Annotated in this window: 19 protein-coding genes; all 19 read left to right on the plus strand. The window is 59.6% G+C overall.

Features of this window, described 5'->3' with window-relative positions; translation table 11 throughout:
* The first annotated feature begins 117 nt into the window (after positions 1-117).
* The 19 genes from HB376_RS03095 to HB376_RS03185 all read left to right on the plus strand — a co-directional run bounded on the left by HB376_RS03095 (position 118) and on the right by HB376_RS03185 (position 16,637).
* The gene (locus HB376_RS03095) at positions 118-513 is read left to right on the plus strand and encodes an HNH endonuclease (RefSeq protein ID WP_213761965.1); all 396 of its coding nucleotides are present in this window, start codon (positions 118-120) and stop codon (positions 511-513) included.
* 179 nt (positions 514-692) lie between these two features.
* A complete protein-coding gene (locus HB376_RS03100; protein ID WP_213761966.1) occupies positions 693-1,163 on the plus strand; it encodes a terminase small subunit in 471 nt (156 codons plus the stop codon).
* Positions 1,164-1,166: 3 nt separating this feature from the next.
* Positions 1,167-2,879 carry a terminase large subunit gene (locus tag HB376_RS03105; RefSeq protein WP_213761967.1) on the plus strand — a complete coding sequence of 571 codons (1,713 nt, stop codon included), beginning with the start codon at positions 1,167-1,169 and terminating at the stop codon, positions 2,877-2,879.
* Between the two features lie 7 nt (positions 2,880-2,886).
* Positions 2,887-4,194 (plus strand): phage portal protein, encoded by a 1,308-nt coding sequence (locus tag HB376_RS03110; protein WP_213761968.1) that lies wholly within the window; start codon positions 2,887-2,889, stop codon positions 4,192-4,194.
* Positions 4,172-5,014 (plus strand): head maturation protease, ClpP-related, encoded by an 843-nt coding sequence (locus HB376_RS03115; protein WP_213761969.1) that lies wholly within the window; start codon positions 4,172-4,174, stop codon positions 5,012-5,014. Before HB376_RS03110 ends, HB376_RS03115 begins: the two co-directional genes overlap by 23 nt.
* 5 nt (positions 5,015-5,019) lie before the next feature.
* The gene (locus tag HB376_RS03120) at positions 5,020-6,297 is read left to right on the plus strand and encodes a phage major capsid protein (protein WP_213761970.1); all 1,278 of its coding nucleotides are present in this window, start codon (positions 5,020-5,022) and stop codon (positions 6,295-6,297) included.
* A 63-nt stretch (positions 6,298-6,360) separates the two neighbouring features.
* Positions 6,361-6,528 (plus strand): hypothetical protein, encoded by a 168-nt coding sequence (locus HB376_RS03125; protein ID WP_213761971.1) that lies wholly within the window; start codon positions 6,361-6,363, stop codon positions 6,526-6,528.
* Between the two features lie 3 nt (positions 6,529-6,531).
* Positions 6,532-6,873, plus strand: a complete 342-nt coding sequence (locus HB376_RS03130) for a head-tail connector protein (protein ID WP_213761972.1) — start codon at positions 6,532-6,534, stop codon at positions 6,871-6,873.
* On the plus strand, positions 6,873-7,226 hold the full coding sequence (locus tag HB376_RS03135) for a phage head closure protein (protein ID WP_213761973.1): 354 nt from the start codon (positions 6,873-6,875) through the stop codon (positions 7,224-7,226). The genes HB376_RS03130 and HB376_RS03135 overlap by 1 nt, the downstream gene beginning before the upstream one ends.
* Positions 7,219-7,587: a DUF3168 domain-containing protein gene (locus HB376_RS03140; protein WP_213761974.1), complete on the plus strand. Its 369-nt coding sequence runs from the start codon at positions 7,219-7,221 to the stop codon at positions 7,585-7,587. The genes HB376_RS03135 and HB376_RS03140 overlap by 8 nt, the downstream gene beginning before the upstream one ends.
* Positions 7,588-7,595: 8 nt before the next feature.
* Positions 7,596-8,033: a phage tail tube protein gene (locus HB376_RS03145; protein WP_213761975.1), complete on the plus strand. Its 438-nt coding sequence runs from the start codon at positions 7,596-7,598 to the stop codon at positions 8,031-8,033.
* Positions 8,034-8,037: 4 nt separating this feature from the next.
* Complete coding sequence (locus tag HB376_RS03150) at positions 8,038-8,424, plus strand: hypothetical protein (protein ID WP_213761976.1); 387 nt, start codon at positions 8,038-8,040, stop codon at positions 8,422-8,424.
* A 2-nt stretch (positions 8,425-8,426) separates the two neighbouring features.
* Entirely contained in the window at positions 8,427-8,729 is a 303-nt protein-coding gene (locus HB376_RS03155; protein ID WP_213761977.1) for a hypothetical protein, read from the plus strand.
* On the plus strand, positions 8,722-9,123 hold the full coding sequence (locus HB376_RS03160; RefSeq protein WP_255631138.1) for an HK97-gp10 family putative phage morphogenesis protein: 402 nt from the start codon (positions 8,722-8,724) through the stop codon (positions 9,121-9,123). The genes HB376_RS03155 and HB376_RS03160 overlap by 8 nt, the downstream gene beginning before the upstream one ends.
* The gene (locus HB376_RS03165; protein ID WP_213761978.1) at positions 9,116-12,073 is read left to right on the plus strand and encodes a phage tail tape measure C-terminal domain-containing protein; all 2,958 of its coding nucleotides are present in this window, start codon (positions 9,116-9,118) and stop codon (positions 12,071-12,073) included. Before HB376_RS03160 ends, HB376_RS03165 begins: the two co-directional genes overlap by 8 nt.
* Positions 12,073-12,573 carry a hypothetical protein gene (locus HB376_RS03170; RefSeq protein ID WP_213761979.1) on the plus strand — a complete coding sequence of 167 codons (501 nt, stop codon included), beginning with the start codon at positions 12,073-12,075 and terminating at the stop codon, positions 12,571-12,573. The genes HB376_RS03165 and HB376_RS03170 overlap by 1 nt, the downstream gene beginning before the upstream one ends.
* Positions 12,573-13,112, plus strand: coding sequence for a DUF1833 family protein (locus tag HB376_RS03175; protein WP_213761980.1), 540 nt, complete (start codon positions 12,573-12,575; stop codon positions 13,110-13,112). Before HB376_RS03170 ends, HB376_RS03175 begins: the two co-directional genes overlap by 1 nt.
* Positions 13,109-13,501 (plus strand): NlpC/P60 family protein, encoded by a 393-nt coding sequence (locus HB376_RS03180; protein ID WP_213761981.1) that lies wholly within the window; start codon positions 13,109-13,111, stop codon positions 13,499-13,501. The genes HB376_RS03175 and HB376_RS03180 overlap by 4 nt, the downstream gene beginning before the upstream one ends.
* Positions 13,473-16,637: a host specificity factor TipJ family phage tail protein gene (locus HB376_RS03185; protein ID WP_213761982.1), complete on the plus strand. Its 3,165-nt coding sequence runs from the start codon at positions 13,473-13,475 to the stop codon at positions 16,635-16,637. The genes HB376_RS03180 and HB376_RS03185 overlap by 29 nt, the downstream gene beginning before the upstream one ends.
* Positions 16,638-16,657: the final 20 nt, after the last annotated feature.

Here is a 16,657-nt window from a genome sequence, read left to right on the forward strand (position 1 = left end):
GACCTGACTCAGGCGCTCGACGTGAGGGTTGCAAGGCCGGTACAAACCCATAGCGGCAGGCGGATAGCGTTGCCGTTGCTCTTCCGGTCGCAACTCTCAACTTACTACCACCGCACCATGACGCGACCCAAGCTGACCACGCTGAAGCCGAGGCTACAGCAGGCAAGCACGCGAATGGCCGTGATGCAGCCCGGTTCATGGCGGACCGACAAGCAGAGCAGTGCGGCACGTGGTTACGGCTACGCATGGCAGAAGGCGCGTGCCGGACACCTGCGCAGTCATCCGTTTTGTGTTTTCTGTCTGCGCGATGCTGGCATCGTGGCGTCGAGCATTGAGGATGTGATCCTTGAGTGCGCTGAGCGCCGCCTCGCGGTGCCGTACGCATCGGTGGTTGACCACTCGGTGCCGCACCGTGGAGACACGGTGCTGTTCTGGGACAAAGCGCTCTGGCAGTCGCTGTGCTCGACGCACCACTCCGGCGAGAAGCAGCGGCAGGAAGCCGGATTGACGTGAGGCGTTGCGTGAAACCAACATTCTAGACCGTTCCACGAAATTAGCACCAAATCGGTGCGTTTTCGATCTATTTTGAAATATTTACGCGGATAGGGGGTGTCGAAAGTCTAGCAGGTAAAATCTGCTAGACCGCCAGTTCCCGCACGCGCAGAAAATTTCCCCTTTTGAGGTTTTTGTTAATGGCTTTAACAGCGAAAAAGAGGCTTTTCGCCGACGCTGTTTTGGCCGGCAAAGCCAATAAGGACGCGGCAATCGCGGCAGGTTACAGTGCCGCGACGGCATCGGCAGCAGGGTCGCGCCTTGTTAAAGACAAGGACGTGGTGCTGTACATGGCCGCGCACAAGATTCAGCAGGAATCCAAGCCTGCTCCGGCCGGAAATTCGACCGGCGGTTTGCGCGCACCCGCTGATTTCGACATCGACGCGATGACGAGCTTCACCGATCCGAAGGCGTTCCTCATTGCCGCGATGAACGACGGTCGGACCGAACCGAAACTGCGCGTCGACGCCGCAAAAGCGCTCATGCCATTCGTGCATGCGAAGGTCGGTGAGACTGGAAAGAAGGATGCGAAGGGCGCGGCCGCCGAGAAAGCAGCTAACAAGTTTGCGTCGCTTGCGACGCCGAAGCTTGTCGTCAACAACCGGAAATAGCGGATGGAATGGTCAACTGCATGCCTGGACTGGCCCGAGCGGCTTCGGTCCGGACGCTCGATCATCCCGCCACCGATCTTTCCGGAGCAAGCCGAGATTGCACTGAACGTTTTCAGGCAGCTCAAGATCGTCGATGCACCGGGTAGTCCGACGTTTGGCGAATCGTGCGCACAATGGGTGTTCGATCTCGTCGCTTCGATCTTCGGCGCATACGACCCTGACAGCGGGCGACGCCTGATTACCGAGTGGTTTGTGTGCATCCCGAAGAAGAACAGCAAGTCGACACTTGCGGCCGGGATCATGATGACCGCGATGATCCTTAATTGGCGCCAGTCTGCCGAATACGCGATCCTCGCGCCGACGATCGAGGTCGCGAACAACAGTTTCGCGCCGAGCCGGGACATGGTGAAGCACGAGGGAGATCTCGACGAACTGTTCCAGGTGCAAACGCACATCAAGACGATCACGCACCGCGTCAGTGGCGCAGCGCTGAAGGTCGTCGCTGCTGACGCGAACACGGTCAGCGGCAAGAAGAGTGTTGGGACGCTGATTGATGAGCTTTGGCTGTTCGGAAAGCAGCCGAATGCCGAAGACATGTTGCGCGAGGCGACCGGCGGACTTGCGTCGCGGCCAGAAGGCTTCGTGATTTACCTTACGACGCAATCGAACGATCCGCCGGCGGGCGTCTTTTTGCAGAAGTTGCGTTACGCGCGCGACGTGCGCGATGGAAAGATCCTTGACCCGTGTTTCGTGCCGGTGATCTTTGAGCACCCGCCTGAAATGGTGAAGCGCAAAGAGCACTTGCGGGTCGAAAACCTCGCGATGGTCAATCCGAATTTCGGCTATTCGGTTGATCAGGCATATCTGGAGCGCGAGTTTCGCAAGGCCCAAGAGGGCGGCGAAGGATCGTTCCGCGGCTTCCTCGCCAAGCACGCCAATGTGGAAATCGGCCTGGCACTGCGCAGTGATCGTTGGGCGGGAGCAGAGTTTTGGGAGGATGCGGCGCATGTGCCCGGCTTGACGCTCGAAGGTCTGATCGACCGCTGCGAAGTGATTGACGTCGGCATCGACGGTGGCGGATTGGATGACTTGCTCGGGCTCGCGGTCGTTGGGCGCGAGCGCGGCACGCGCAACTGGCTCGCATGGACGCACGCATGGGCGCATCCATCCGTGTTTGAGCGCCGCAAGGAGATCGCCGACACGCTGCGCGACTTCGAGCGGGAAGGTGATTTGACGGTCGTAGAGCAGATCGGCGACGACGTCGAGGATGTCGCGGAGATTGTGTCGACCATCCAGAAGGCGGGCCTGCTGGACAAGGTTGGCGCTGATCCAGCCGGTATCGGTGGGGTGCTTGATGCGCTCAGCGCGGCCGGCGTGCCGGAAGACAAGGTGATCGGAATTTCGCAGGGCTGGAAACTGTCAGGCGCGATTAAGACGACTGAACGACGCGTCGCCGCGGCGAGCGGCCGCGGCCTCGACGAAGGTATCGGGGACGGCGGAGTGCTAGTTCACGGCGGCCAACGTTTGATGGCGTGGTGCGTCGGCAATGCGCGTGTTGTGCCGGTGGGTAATGCAGTGAACATCACAAAACAGGCGAGCGGGACGGGCAAGATTGATCCGCTGATGGCTATATTCGATGCGGTATCGCTCATGTCGCTCAACCCGCCGGCGCAAGGCCAGTCGGTGTATGAGTCGCGCGGTATCCGATTTCTTTGAGGTGTAAATGAGTTTGTTCGATTTCTTCCGGCGCAGTGCTTCGCCGGAGGCCCAAACTCGTCCTCAAGAATCTACTCAGGAACGTGCTGAGCCGATTCTCCCGCGTGCCGAGACGTCACAAGGGGGCACCACCTTCACCGGACTTGATGACCCGCGCCTGCTTGAGTACATCCGGCGCGGCGAGCTTGACGGTCGCGATCCGCGGGCCGCGCACGCGCTGCGAAACATGGCCGTCCTGCGATGCGTGACGCTGATCTCCGAAGCGATCGGCATGCTGCCGTTGAACCTGCAAAGCAGCGACGACAAGAAGCAAGTGCAGACCGACAACCCGGCGCACCGTTTGCTCAAGTACAAGCCGAACGATTGGCAGACGCCGATCGAATTCAAGAGTCTTTTGCAACTTCGCGCGCTGCTCGACGGGCAGGCCTTTGCACGCGCTATTTGGTCGGGTAACAGGCCGATCCGGCTGATTCCGATGGATCGTGGTTCGACAAAGCCCCGGCTGACGGCTGCGTGGCAGATGGTCTATGACTACACCACTCCGTCCGGCGACCTGATCACGCTTCCGGCGCGCGAGGTATTCCACCTTCGAGATTTGTCGCTCGATGGAATCAATGGAATTTCTCGAATCAAGCTGTCGGGCGAATCGTTGGAACTTGCGGAGCAGGCCGAGCGCGCAGCGGCGCGCACGTTCCGCACTGGCGTCATGGCCGGCGGCGCTATCGAGGTGCCGAAGGAGCTGTCAGACAACGCATATATGCGCATGAAGAAGTCAATCGCCGACAACCACTCCGGTGCTGACAACGCGGGTAGTTGGATGCTGATCGAAGAGGGCGGCACGGCGAAGCAGTTCACGTCCACGGCTGTATCAGCGCAGCAGATAGAGACCCGCAACCATCAGATTGAGGAAGTGGCGCGTATGTACGGCGTGCCACGGCCGCTCCTGATGATGGATGACACGAGCTGGGGCAGTGGCATCGAACAGTTGGCGATTTTCTTCATCCAGTACGGCCTTGCACATTGGTTTGTCTCATGGGAGCAGGCTGCGGCACGCAGCTTCATCCCTGATAACCAGCTCGGCAAGCAACAGTTCAAGTTCAACGAAGGCGCGTTGCTGCGCGGCACGCTCAACGATCAGGCGTCGTTCTTTTCGAAGGCGCTCGGCGCTGGCGGACATGCCCCATGGATGTCGCAGAACGAAGTGCGCGAGCTATCCGACCTTCCGAAATCCGATGACCCGCAGACCGACGCGCTGCGCAATCCAATGACACAGAAACCGAAGGGGACAGGCGATGAGCCTTCTGCAACTGCCTGAGATTCGCGCTGATCATCGTCTCACTGCTGCGCAATTCGATTTGCGGCCGGATGCGCTTGAGCGATGGGAGCCCGAGGTGCGTGCCGCGAACGACAGTTCAGCGTCGATCTCAATCTACGACACGATCGGCGACAACTGGGAAGGTACTGGTGTGACCGCGACGCGTATTTCTGCGGCGCTACGCAGCATCGGCGCAAATCAAGCCGTCACTGTGAACGTGAATTCACCAGGTGGTGACTTCTTCGAGGGAGTCGCGATCTTTAACCTGCTCCGCCAGCATCCGGCGAAAGTTACGGTTCAGATACTTGGCCTTGCCGCGTCAGCCGCGTCAGTCATCGCGATGGCTGGTGACGAAATTCTGATGGGCGAGGGCTCATTCCTCATGATCCACAACGCGTGGACGGTGGCAATTGGCAACCGACACGATCTGGCGCAAGCGGCTCAAACGCTTGAGCCGTTCGATGCAGCGATGGCGAACCTATATGCGAAACGCACGGGTATCAGCCAAGACGCAGCAGCAACGCTAATGGATCGGGAAACATGGATCGGCTCTGACCAAGCTGTCGCGGACGGTTTTGCTACCGGGCTTATAGATGGCACGGAGATTGACAAGAACACGAGTGCAAGCGGCAACAAAAGAGCGCTTGCACTCATTGAAGCATCAATGGCGAAGGCGGGTTACTCACGCTCGCAGCGCCGCGATGCATTCAAAGCCCTTTTCACCGGTACGCCGTGCGCTACCGGGAATCCTGCCATGCCGAGCGCTGGCGAAGAAGTTGCGGCATCGCTGCAAAACCTCATCAACGCCATCCAAGGCTAATTACCATGATTAAGAATGCACTTATCGCCGCGATCGCGGCAGCGCTCGCTCCACACGCCGGCTTCGTTCCGCGTGGCATTGTGTCGGTCCGTGCCGATGTCGGCATGCCGGAAGTCAAGGTGCTCATCGAAAATCTGCAAAAGGCTTTCGCGGATTACAAAACGGAGCAGACGAAACAGCTCGAGTTGGTGCGGGCGGGGCTTCCGACCAGCGACATCACGGCCAAGGTTGAGAAGATCTCGGCGGATCTGGATTCGTTGCAAGGGGCTGTTGACGAAACCAACATCAAGATCGCCGCGGCGCAAATGAGCGCCGGCGGGAAGCAACTGCGCGACAAGGAATATACCGAGTCGTTCTATGCGCACATGAAGAAGGGCGATGTTCAGGCTTCGCTCAACAAGGGCGCCGATGCCGAGGGCGGCTATACGACGCCGGTCGAGTGGGATCGCACGATCACGAACAAGCTGGTGCTGATTTCGCCGATGCGGCAGATTTGCAAGGTGCAGCCGACGTCGAAAGCAGGGTTTTCGAAGCTGTTCAACATGCGCGGCACGGCGAGTGGCTGGGTTGGTGAGACGGACGAGCGTCCGCAGACGGGCACCGCCACGTTCCAGCCGCTGGCCTTCGCATCGGGCGAAATTTACGCGAATCCGGCCGCAACCCAGCAGATCCTCGACGACAGCGAGATCGATCTGGAAACCTGGCTCGCAGGCGAGGTGCAAACAGAATTTGCGAAGCAGGAGGGCGTCGCGTTCGTTTCGGGTAACGGCACGAACAAGCCGGCCGGCATCCTGACGTATATCGCCGGCGGCGCCAATGCCGCGAAGCACCCGTTTGGCCCGATCACTGTCGTCAACAGCGGCGCCGCGGCGACCATCACTTCGGACAGCGTCATTGACATCATCTATGACCTGCCGGCCGCGTTCACCGGCAATGCACGCTTCACGATGAACCGCAATACACAGCGTGTCATCCGCAAGCTGAAGGACGGCCAAGGTAACTACCTGTGGCAGCCGTCTTATGTGGCGGGTCAGCCGGCGACGCTGGCGGGCTATCCGATCACCGAAATCCCCGATATGCCGGATGTGGCTGCAAATTCCATCCCGGTCATGTTTGGTGACTTCGAGCAGACCTACATGATCATCGATCGCATCGGCGTGCGTGTTTTGCGCGACCCATACACCAACAAGCCTTACGTCATGTTCTACACGACGAAACGCGTTGGCGGCGGCCTGTTGAATCCGGAGCCGATGCGCGCAATGAAGGTCGCCGCGAGCGCGTAATTCAAATCCCGTAGGCGTGTGGTTAGGGGCGTCCAAGCGATGCCCCTTTTTTTCGAGGTCGATATGCCGAAGTTCATCAAGCCGTTTAAAGGCGTGCCAGAAGGTGAGATTTACCCCGCCCAGTTCAATGTAGGCGACGAGTGTCCTCCAGAACTGGAAGCAGGCGCGACGGAATTGCGTGCGCTCGAAGGCACGGAAGAAAAGAAGCCCGCCAACAAGGCGGAAAAGTAAGCGATGGCACTCGTCGAGCTCAATCTCGCGCTTGGTTTTTTGCGGCAGGACGCCGGCGTTGAAGATGACGTCGTGCAGGCGATGCTCGACGGCGCGATCCAGTCGGCGCTCGACTATCTGAACCGTCAGGTCTTCGAGGATGCCGAGTCGATGGCAGCCGCCGTGGCCGCTGGCACCGCCGGCGACGAACCCATGGTCCTTAATGGGGCGATCAAGGCAGCAATCCTCAAAACGACCGGCGAGCTGTACGCGAACCGCGAGGATTCGGCACTCGGGCACGTTGTCGAATTGCCGTTCAATGCGCGGACGCTGCTGCGGCCGCATCGAATTGTGCCGGGCATCTGATGCGTGCCGGATCCCTCGATCGACGCGTGCGTATCGAGCGCAACGGCGGCGCCCAGGACGAAGGTGGGCAGCCAATTGAAGGATGGGTCGAAGTCGCAACCGTATGGGCGGGCATCCTCATGCTCAACGGCAAGGAAACCGTCCAGGCAAACGCCGAGGTCGGCAGCGCGACGGCGAGCATTCGTATTCGGTATCGGACTGACATCGATAACGGCATGCGTGCCGTGCTGCTGAAGTTCGTCGATGGACTGCCTGTCGACGATGTGATTTTCAACATCCTGAAGCCGCTTCCGAATGTCGCGTCGCGCGAATACACGGATCTGGCATGCAGCACCGGCGCAAACAATGGCTAGCCTCGAATCGATCATGACCGGGGCACTCAAGGCGCTGGTGACTAATGCCGATGGTTCGTTCCGCGTCTATGCCGACATCGCGCCGGCGAATGTGGTGAAGCCGTACATCACGTATCAATCCGTCGGTGGCCAGGACGAAACGACGTTCGACGGTCCCGACACGCTTCAAAACTCCCGCATGCAGGTCAACGTCTGGTCGACGACACGCGTCGCCACGTCGGCACTCATGAAGCAGGTACGTCAGGCGCTCACTGCTGCGCCTGTTAGTGGAACTCCGATCGGCTCCGCAGTGAGCGGATACGAGGACGACACGAAGCTTTACGGCAGCCGCCTAGATGTCTCAATTTGGTATCAAGACTGAGGAAAATCATGACCAGCACCGCAATCAGCGCACAAGGTTCCACCTTCTCGATCAACGACACCGGCACCGATTTGGTCCCGGTGTGGCTCAAGGTCTCCAACGTCAAGTCGTTCACCGGCTTCGACGGTTCTGCAACCGAACTAGACGCGACGGATCTCGATTCGGTCGCGAAAGAGAAGTTGCTCGGCCTCATCGATGAGGGTTCGTTCTCCATCGACATAAACGTGAACATGGCCGACCCGGGCCAACTGGCGATGAAGGCTTCGCAGAAGGCCAGCACGAAGAAGACGTACAAACTGACGCTGCCGGACGGCACCGCGTCGACGTTCGATGCGTTCGTGAAGACGTTCCCGCTGTCGGGCGGCGTCGATGCGATTCTCGCCACGACCGTGGCAATGACGATCACGGGTCCGGTCACGGACATCCCGGTCGGCGGCGGAGCTTAATCACATGCTGACTCGTGAACAGATTCTCGCAGCCGACGACCTGAAGTCGGAAGACGTCGATGTGCCGGAGTGGGGCGGTTCGGTGCGCGTCATCGTGATGACCGGCGCCGCACGCGACGCTTTTCAAGAGCGGATGTCGGACACGGATAAATCCATCAGCTATTTCCACAATAACCTGCTCGTCGCGACAGCCGTCGGCGAAGACGGCCTACCGCTTTTCACGGGCGCAGACATGGACGCGTTGCGCACGAAGTCCGCTGCCGCCGTGACACGGGTCGCCACTGTCGCCGAGCGGTTGAACGGGTTCGGCGTCAAGGCAGTGGAGACAGCAGAAAAAAACTCCGAAGCCGCCCCGAGCGGCTCTTCTGGTTCCGACTCGCCCGCGAGTTAAAGATGTCGGTTCGGCGCTGCCAGCGGGAAGTTGATAGCGCCGAATTTATCGAGTGGATAGCGGTCTCGGGCATGGAAGGGTTCTCCGACGAAATGGATGATCTTCGTTGCGGGCTCGTGACGGCGGCCATCTACAACGTGAACCGCGATACCAAGAAAGCGCCCAAGCCATTCGGCCCGGTCGACGTCGTGCCCTGGTTGACCGATATGGCGCCCGATGAGGCCGAGCCGATCTTGCTCGATGACGCCAGGGCGCAATCGAACATGTTGCGCGCTGCATTATTCGGGAAGGCGAGTAATGGCTAAGAAGGCATTCGCGGTGATGAACCCGGAAGGGCTTACCGCGCAGCTCAGTGCACTCGAAAATGCCGTGAGTGAATCGACATTGCGCAAGGCAGCACTTGCCGGCGCGCGCATTTTTCTCGAGGAAGAGAGGTTGCGGATTCCGCGTGATACCGGCGCGGGCGCCGATGCGTTGATCATCGCGTATGACGCCGAGGCTTCGGTCGCGGGGAAAATCGCCTCCTACCTCGTGACGTGGTCGAAGGACGCGTATTACCTGCGTTTCGTCGAGTACGGCACCTCGAAGATGGCGGCCGAGCCGTTTAAGCGGCCGGCGTACGAAGCAAAAAAGACTGCGGCGGCCCAAGCTGTTGCTGATGTGATCGATTCCCAAATAAAGGCAAACACGCGTGTCTAATGAGAGCGTCACCCGGGTAACAGCCGACGCGAGCGGCTACCGGTCTGAACTGGATTCGGCCCGCAAGTCTGCGACCGCGTTCATGCAGACGCAGGACCAGGCCGCGCAGCGTGTTGCCGTTGCTCAGCAGGCCATCGCGGAGGCCGCCTCGAATGGCAGCAAGGCCAGCGCCAGCGCGATCAACTCGTTTGTATCGTCGCTCACACGTGCGGCCGATACTGCTGGGAAGACTCGGTCTGAATTGCTCGAGCTGAAGGCTGCGCAACTCGGCGTGTCCGACGCGGCGGCGGCATCGATTGCGAAATTGAAGGCGGTCGAAGAAGCGTCGAACTCGAACGGCGAGGCGATGCACAGCTTTTCCCTCGGGTCGAGCGCTGCACGCAAAGAGTTGATCGTACTCGCGCACGAGGCGGCAACCGGGTCATGGAAAAACTTCGGCGGATCGCTGCTCGTTCTCGGCGAGCGCACCGACGCGCTGACGTTACTGTTGAGCCCGCTGGGTCTCGGTCTTGGCGCCGCCGCAGCGGCAACAGCGGGTTTCATTTATGAGGTCGTTAAGGGCGCGTCGTCTCTTGGCGACCTGGGGCATCAAGCTCAGTTGACGAATGGCTACCTTGGCCTGACGACAGATCAGCTCGGACAGATGTCCGTGCAGATTGCTGGCACCTCGCAGTCGATCACCTCCGTACAGGCCGCCATGACCGCGCTCGTATCTAGCGGGCAAATAGCAGCCGACCAGTTGAGTCTTGCAACAAAGGTGACCGCCGAGTTCGCCAACGATACTGGCGTCTCCGCTGAAAAAGCCGCGGAGTCCATGATCCGATTCGCGGAGGACCCGCAGAAGGCGCTTCAGGATCTCCAGAGCCAATATCACACGTTCTCCGCATCGCAAGTCGACGTCATCGAGAACTACATCAAGACGGGCGATAGTGCTGCTGCGTATAAGGCCATCTTGCAAGGCATGGATGAGGCGCACGACCGGTTCAAGGCCAATGCCCAAGAGAACATCGGCGTCGTCCAAAAGATGTGGCAATTGCTGAAGGCTGACGTGATCGACACGATCAACCACATCAGCCAGATAGGTGTTGCGACGACTGAATCGCAGAAGCTTGCCGACGCCATTGAGCGGCAAGCGAAGGCGCAGCGTGATCTCGCACAGGCGAAGGCGATGCCGTTCGGGAACACGCTGTCCGCGCAAGCTGAATTGGACGCGGCGAACGCGCAAGTGGCCGCCCAGCAGAAGATCCAAGCGGCGCAGCAGAAAACCGCCGATGCTCAAGCGAAGCGCGCTGCCGGCGGCGATGCCGCAGTTGCCGTCAACAGCTATATCAATGATCCGAAATATGCCACTCCGCTTCAGCAGCGAACGCTTGCCATACAGAGTGAGAACGCTGCGTATGCCAAGGCGACGAAAGACGTCGACCAGACCTCCGCGGATTTCGTCGCTGCTGAGAAGCGGCATGCAGACAATCTGACCGAGATCGACAAGCAATACGCCAACCGCAATGGATCGAAGGCGGCGGCGAGTGCGGCCGCAGCTGCGGCACAGAATGCAATTAATGCGCAACTGACCGCGCTCGATGCACAGCAACACGCCATCACCAAAGGCCTTTCCACAACTATCGATCACATCAAGAGCCTGCAGCAGCAGGGCGTTATCACGCAGGCCGACGCGCTTCAACAGGAGCATGATGCGCGCGCGAAGGCGCTTCAGGACCAATTGGCAATCGAGAAGCAGGAGGTCGACATCGCCACTGGGAAGAAGCAAAAATCCGCGATGGAGAAATATGCCGGCGAGGTAAAGGCCACCCAAGCGGCGATGGTGGCAAACGACCAGCAATACACAGACGATTCAAAGAAGTTGCAGGACAAGCGCAAGGCAGATCTTGACGTCCTCACAGCAGCTCTGACTCAGCAACTCGCGACGCAGCAAGCCGCTGCTGATGCGCAGTTAGCCGGCCTCAGCTTGGGCAGCAACGACAAAGCGGATTTCGATAGGCAGCTCGCCATCCGCCAGGACTATGACAATAAGGTTGCTGCGTTGGCGAAGGCAGAGACTGAAAACAAGATTGACCCGCAACAACACGCCTTGGAGCTCGCCGCCACGCAGGACTATTACGATAAATCGATCGCAATCGCTCAGCAATCCTCCGCAGACATCGGTGCGGCCAATGCCGACTGGACGACGGGCGCGCTGCGCTCCATCGCCAATTACAGCGACCAAGCGAACAACGTGGCCGCATCGACAGCATCGGCGTTCGCCGATTCGTTCCGCGGCATGGAAGACGCGTTCGCAACGTTCGTGACAACCGGGAAATTGAGTTTCACGAGCCTCGCGACGAGCGTGATTTCTGACATCGCCCGGATGCAGGCCCGTGCAGCTATTTCAGGGCTTTTCAATTTTGCGTCGTCAGCCATTTCCTCATATTTCTCGCCGACTTCATCGTCTGCCGGTCTCGGCCTATCGGGCGCGAGCACGCTGAGCGGCGCGTCCGCCGACTATAGCGGCGGCGTCAGCCCATATTCATTTCATCTAGCGGCCGGCGGCGCTATCTCAGGTCCGGGCACGTCGACCAGCGACAGCATTCCGATCCTCGCAAGCAACGGCGAAGGCATGCTCAATGCGCGCGCCATGCAGAAGATAGGAGTCCCCGCGCTCAACGCGATGAACAGCGGCAATTTTCACGGAATGCTGCGTTTCGCCAACGGCGGCGCAATAGGTTCGGTTGCATCCAGTTCGTCCACAGGTGGTGGCGTCGAGGTGAACCTGTATGGCGCACCGGAAGGCACGAAAGTTCAGCAGTCGCGCGGTCCGAACGGCGGCCTGAAACTCGACGTGATCATGGAGCAAGTCGACCAGTACATGGCGAAGGGCGTTCTATCAGGCAAGACGAAGCATGCCCAGGCCACGCAGAAGCAATATGGATTGAATCGAATGGTGGGGGTTTAATGGCTGATTTACCAGTATGGCCGGCCGTGCTTCCCGCGCCGAGCCCAGACGGCTACTCCATCACCCCCGTGACCGCCTATGCGCGCACGGACATGGACAATGGGACCGCACGGCAGCGGCGGCGATTCACGCGCACCCCGTCATACATTGCTGTTTCGTGGATGCTGACGCAAGAGCAATTTGCCGTGTTCGAGGGCTTCATTGCGTATGAGATCGGGCTTGGTGCCAACTGGTTTCAAACGCGCCTCCTAAATGGCTTGGGGATGAATCCGGTGCAAGCCCGGTTCATGGAAGATCCGCCGTACAAGGTCGCCACCCAGGGCAGCACGGGGTTAATCGTGCAGGTGACCGCGACGCTGGAAGTGAAGTCGCTTCCAGTGGTGACTAAAGATCAATACGACGTCATCAAGACGTACACGCCAGACGAGATTACGCAGATCTCTGACCCGCTTCACCAGGTCGTCCATGTCGAGTTGCCCGGCCCGTCGAGGTGGAATTGATGGCGACCATTACCGAAGCACTTGCTGAGGTTTATGCCAGCAACCCGCAGGATGAAGTTGTGCTCGACACGCTGGAATTGAGGCACCCGGCATTCATTGACGATGAAGGTAACCCGGCGCCGATTCGCGTTGTGGCAGACCACGCCAACCTGACTGCGACACTCGAATCGGACGCGCCTCTGAATGCATCGCAGACCGTGACGTTTATCGCGATGGCATTCCAGTTTTCGCTTCCATCCATGGAAGACGGACAGGCGCCGCAGATTGACATCACTCTCGATGACGTTAGCGCGGACATCATTGGTCACCTGGAAAGCGCTGTGACGCAGACAGCGCAAATCGAATGCACGCATCGCCGGTTCCTCGCATCGAACCCGGCCGCTGGCCCACAGGACGGCGAGCCTCTCACGCTTTACATCGCCAGTGCGACGGCCAACATTACCCAAGTGACGGCATCGGCGACGCTGACCGACATTTATAACAAGGCGTTTCCGTCACGGGTTTACACGCCCAATGACTTCCCCGGGCTCGTGCGATGAATGCCTCCGAAACGAATGCATATATCGGGCTTCCATGGGTAGACGGTGCGCGCGGTCCTGACGCGTTTGATTGCTGGGGCTTGCTGCGATGGGTTGAGGATAAGCATTTCGGCTTAGTTCTACCCGAGCTTCCCGCGCTGCCTGACGAGACGCGCAATTTGTATCGTGCACAGATCGAGATGGGCGCGTGGACTGTCATTGATCGGCCGGTGCACGGTAGTGGCGCGCTGCTGCGCGGCGGCGATCGTCCGCACGTCGGCGTTTATCTGGATATTGACGGCGGCGGAGTGCTTCACGCTCAAGAGCGTGTCGGTGTCGTTTTCACCGCTAAACAACAACTTCGAATGGTGGGGTATCCGCGTGCTAGCTGGTACAGCTTCTCCGTATAAAGCGACGATCGTTCGCGCCGGCAATCCATACTGCCACGCGCTCGACCGTCAAATCTACGCACTCGATGAGCCGGTGGCTCCTCGTGTCTGGGCGCAGCGTGTTGGCATTGATACACAGCGCTCAATGTTGTGCGTGAACGGTGACTATTGGCTTCGTCAAGACTGGGATCGCGAGCTACCCCATGGTGCGATCGCGGCGTTTATTCCAGTCCCGGCGGGGGGCGGCGGCTCGAATCCATTGAATGCCGTATTGCTGATCGCAGTTGCGATCGCGTCCGCTTATACCGCTGGTGCGGTGGGGGCCGCTTATGGCGCCGCATATGGCGCTGCGGCCGGGGCAGCGGTAGGCGTCGCCGGGAGTTTGCTCGTCAATGCAATTGTTCCGATCTCAGCAGTCGGAACGAGCGTAACCGGTGCGTCGACGAGCCCAACCTATTCGCTCCAGGCCAGCGGCAACACCGCCCGGTTGCTCGAGTCGATCCCGGTGGTGTACGGGCGCTTAAACACCGTGCCAGACCTGGCTGCTCAACCGTACACGGAATACGTCGGGAACGAGCAGTATCTATATGAGCTGTTCGCCATCTCGCAAGGGCAGATTTCGATTGAGCAGATATTGATCGGCGAAACCCCGATCGGCAATTTCAGCGAGATTGATTACGAAATCGTAGGGCCGAATCAGCCCGTCACCCTGTTTCCGGACAACGTCGTCACGAGCTCGGAAATCAGCGGGATTGAGCTGCAGGCGCCGAACGACAGCGGCGACTGGGTTGGCCCGTTCGTGGCGAACCCCTCAGGAAGCGAGGCGAATTTCATCGGCATCGACGTTACGTTGCCTTCTGGCTTGTTTTATGCCGCTGACGACGGATCGTTACAGCAGCTTTCGCTGACGTTCGAGATTCAAGCGCAGGCGATTGATGACAACGGCAACGCGGCGGGCGATTGGTTCGACCTGGACATGCATCCGTTGACGATGGCGACGTCGCAGCCGCAACTCATCAGCTATCGGTATCCGGTGGCGCAAGCGCGCTATCAAATCCGCGCCCGGCGCACGACGGACCTCAATACGGACAGTCGCGCTCAGAACCGAATCGAGTGGGCTGCGCTTCGTGCATATCTGCCAAGTGAGCGCTATTACGGCGACGTGACGCTGCTGGCATTGCGGGCGCGCGCGACGAACTCGCTTAATTCCAACTCGGCGCATGACGTGCACATTATTTCTACGCGCATGCTGCCGATCTGGAACGGCTCGACGTGGAGCGCGCCGCAGGCGACCACGAATCCAGCGTGGGCTATCGCCGATGCCGTGCGAAATACGTCGTATGGCGCTGGCCTAGCCGATAAGCGGCTCGACCTCGACGTGCTTTTGACGCTGGCGCAGACCTGGGCCACGCGAGGCGACGAATTCAACGGCGTGTTCGATACGAAGGGATCATTCTGGGACACGTTATCGACCATTTGCCGCGCCGGGCGCGCTTTGCCGATGTACTTCGGCGGCGTCATAAGTGTCGTGCGTGATGAATTGAAGACCGTTCGAACCGCGATGTTCACGCCGCAAAACATCGTGAAAGGGTCGTTCTCAGCGCAGTATTCGTTCAACTCAGCCGACACGCCGGACTACGTCACGATCGAATATTTCGACGAGGCAACGTGGGCATGGCAGACGGTCGACTGCGCACCGACAGGATCCCCGATGTTGGTTCAGAAGAGCGTGAAGATGGTCGGCCCGACGAAGCGCGCGCAAGCTTTCCGCGAAGGGCTGTATATGGCCTACGCAAATCGAGACCAGCGCAAAACCGTATCGATCACGACGGAACTGGACGGGCTGATCCCGCGCTACGGCGATCTGGTTTCCATCTCACACGACCTGCCGAAGTGGGGAATCTCCGGCGTCGTCGAGGCGTTTGATGGATATGTAGTGACCGTGAGCGAGCAGCTCGAATGGACGCCCGCCGCGCAGCACTACGTTCGATTCGTCGAGCGAGACGGCACGCCGACCGACGCTATTCGGGTGAGCCAACCGGTAGGCGACACGGATGACCTCTCGATGCGTTTGATGGACTCGCTGCCCCAATATTTTGAATTCAGCGACGGATTCTCGGAAGAGCCGACGCGGTTTGCATTCGGTCCGGCACTCGACAAGATCACGCAGGACGTTCGGTTGATCAAGGCCACGCCACGCGATGGCCAGGTGGAGATGACGTTCATCAACAATGCGGACAGCCCGCACACGGCCGAGACGGGCGTCAGTCCGCCGCCGCCCGTCTCACCGTCCCTGCTCTCCGGCGTGATTCATGCACCAATCGTGGCATCTATTGCGATCGACTTCAAAATCACGCCGGGCGATGTGTCGATCACTGCGGCGCCAGCGGCCGGCGCCGCGCGATACGAATATCAGGCGAGCGCGGACAACGGCGTTTCGTGGTCACTGCTCGGCATAGTTTCAACGAACACGCTAACTGCACCCGTCGCTGTAGGAACATGGCAGTTTCGTGTTCGCGCATATGGGGCGAGCGGCTTAGCCGGGCCGTTCGCGGTTTGGACGGGCGCTATCGAGGAATTTAAATACGCACCGGCCCCGCCGGTGCTGTCGTTGCGAGAACCGTTCACGGGCAATCAGCTTTCGATCGAAATCCAGCGCCTTCCTGAGGTCGACTTCTTTCAGGCGGAAGTAGTCGTCGGCGGAGTGTCGAAATACAGTGCGACCATCACGGCGCAAAATTTTACTTGGACGTTGGAACAGGCCCAGCAGTACGGCGCCGTCGCAGACACCTTCGATGTGAGGGTTGAAGGCGGAAACATCGCGGGGCTCGGCAATCCGGCGACGATCACCGTAAAGAGCACACCGCCGGATGCACCTAACGTCTCGTACGCGCCTGGAATGGGCGGCAACGCCACGATCGCTTATTCGAGTGCCGCCACGGTTCAGGCCGTTGGCTATGTAGTTAGACAGGGCGGAACTGTGCTTTATGACGGTCCCGAAACATCCCTTTCAGTCGCGGCCGGCGAGACGTACACGGTCACTGCGTATAACTCTTGGCACAGCGAGTCCGCGCCGGCATCGATAGATATTCCGACCGACGCGGGCGAGGGCGGCGGCACACCCGATCCGGGTGGTGGTGGCGGTGGCGGAACGTAGAACAAACAGATTTGAATCAC

Source organism: Caballeronia sp. dw_19 (assembly GCF_018449515.1).
Lineage (GTDB): Bacteria > Pseudomonadota > Gammaproteobacteria > Burkholderiales > Burkholderiaceae > Caballeronia.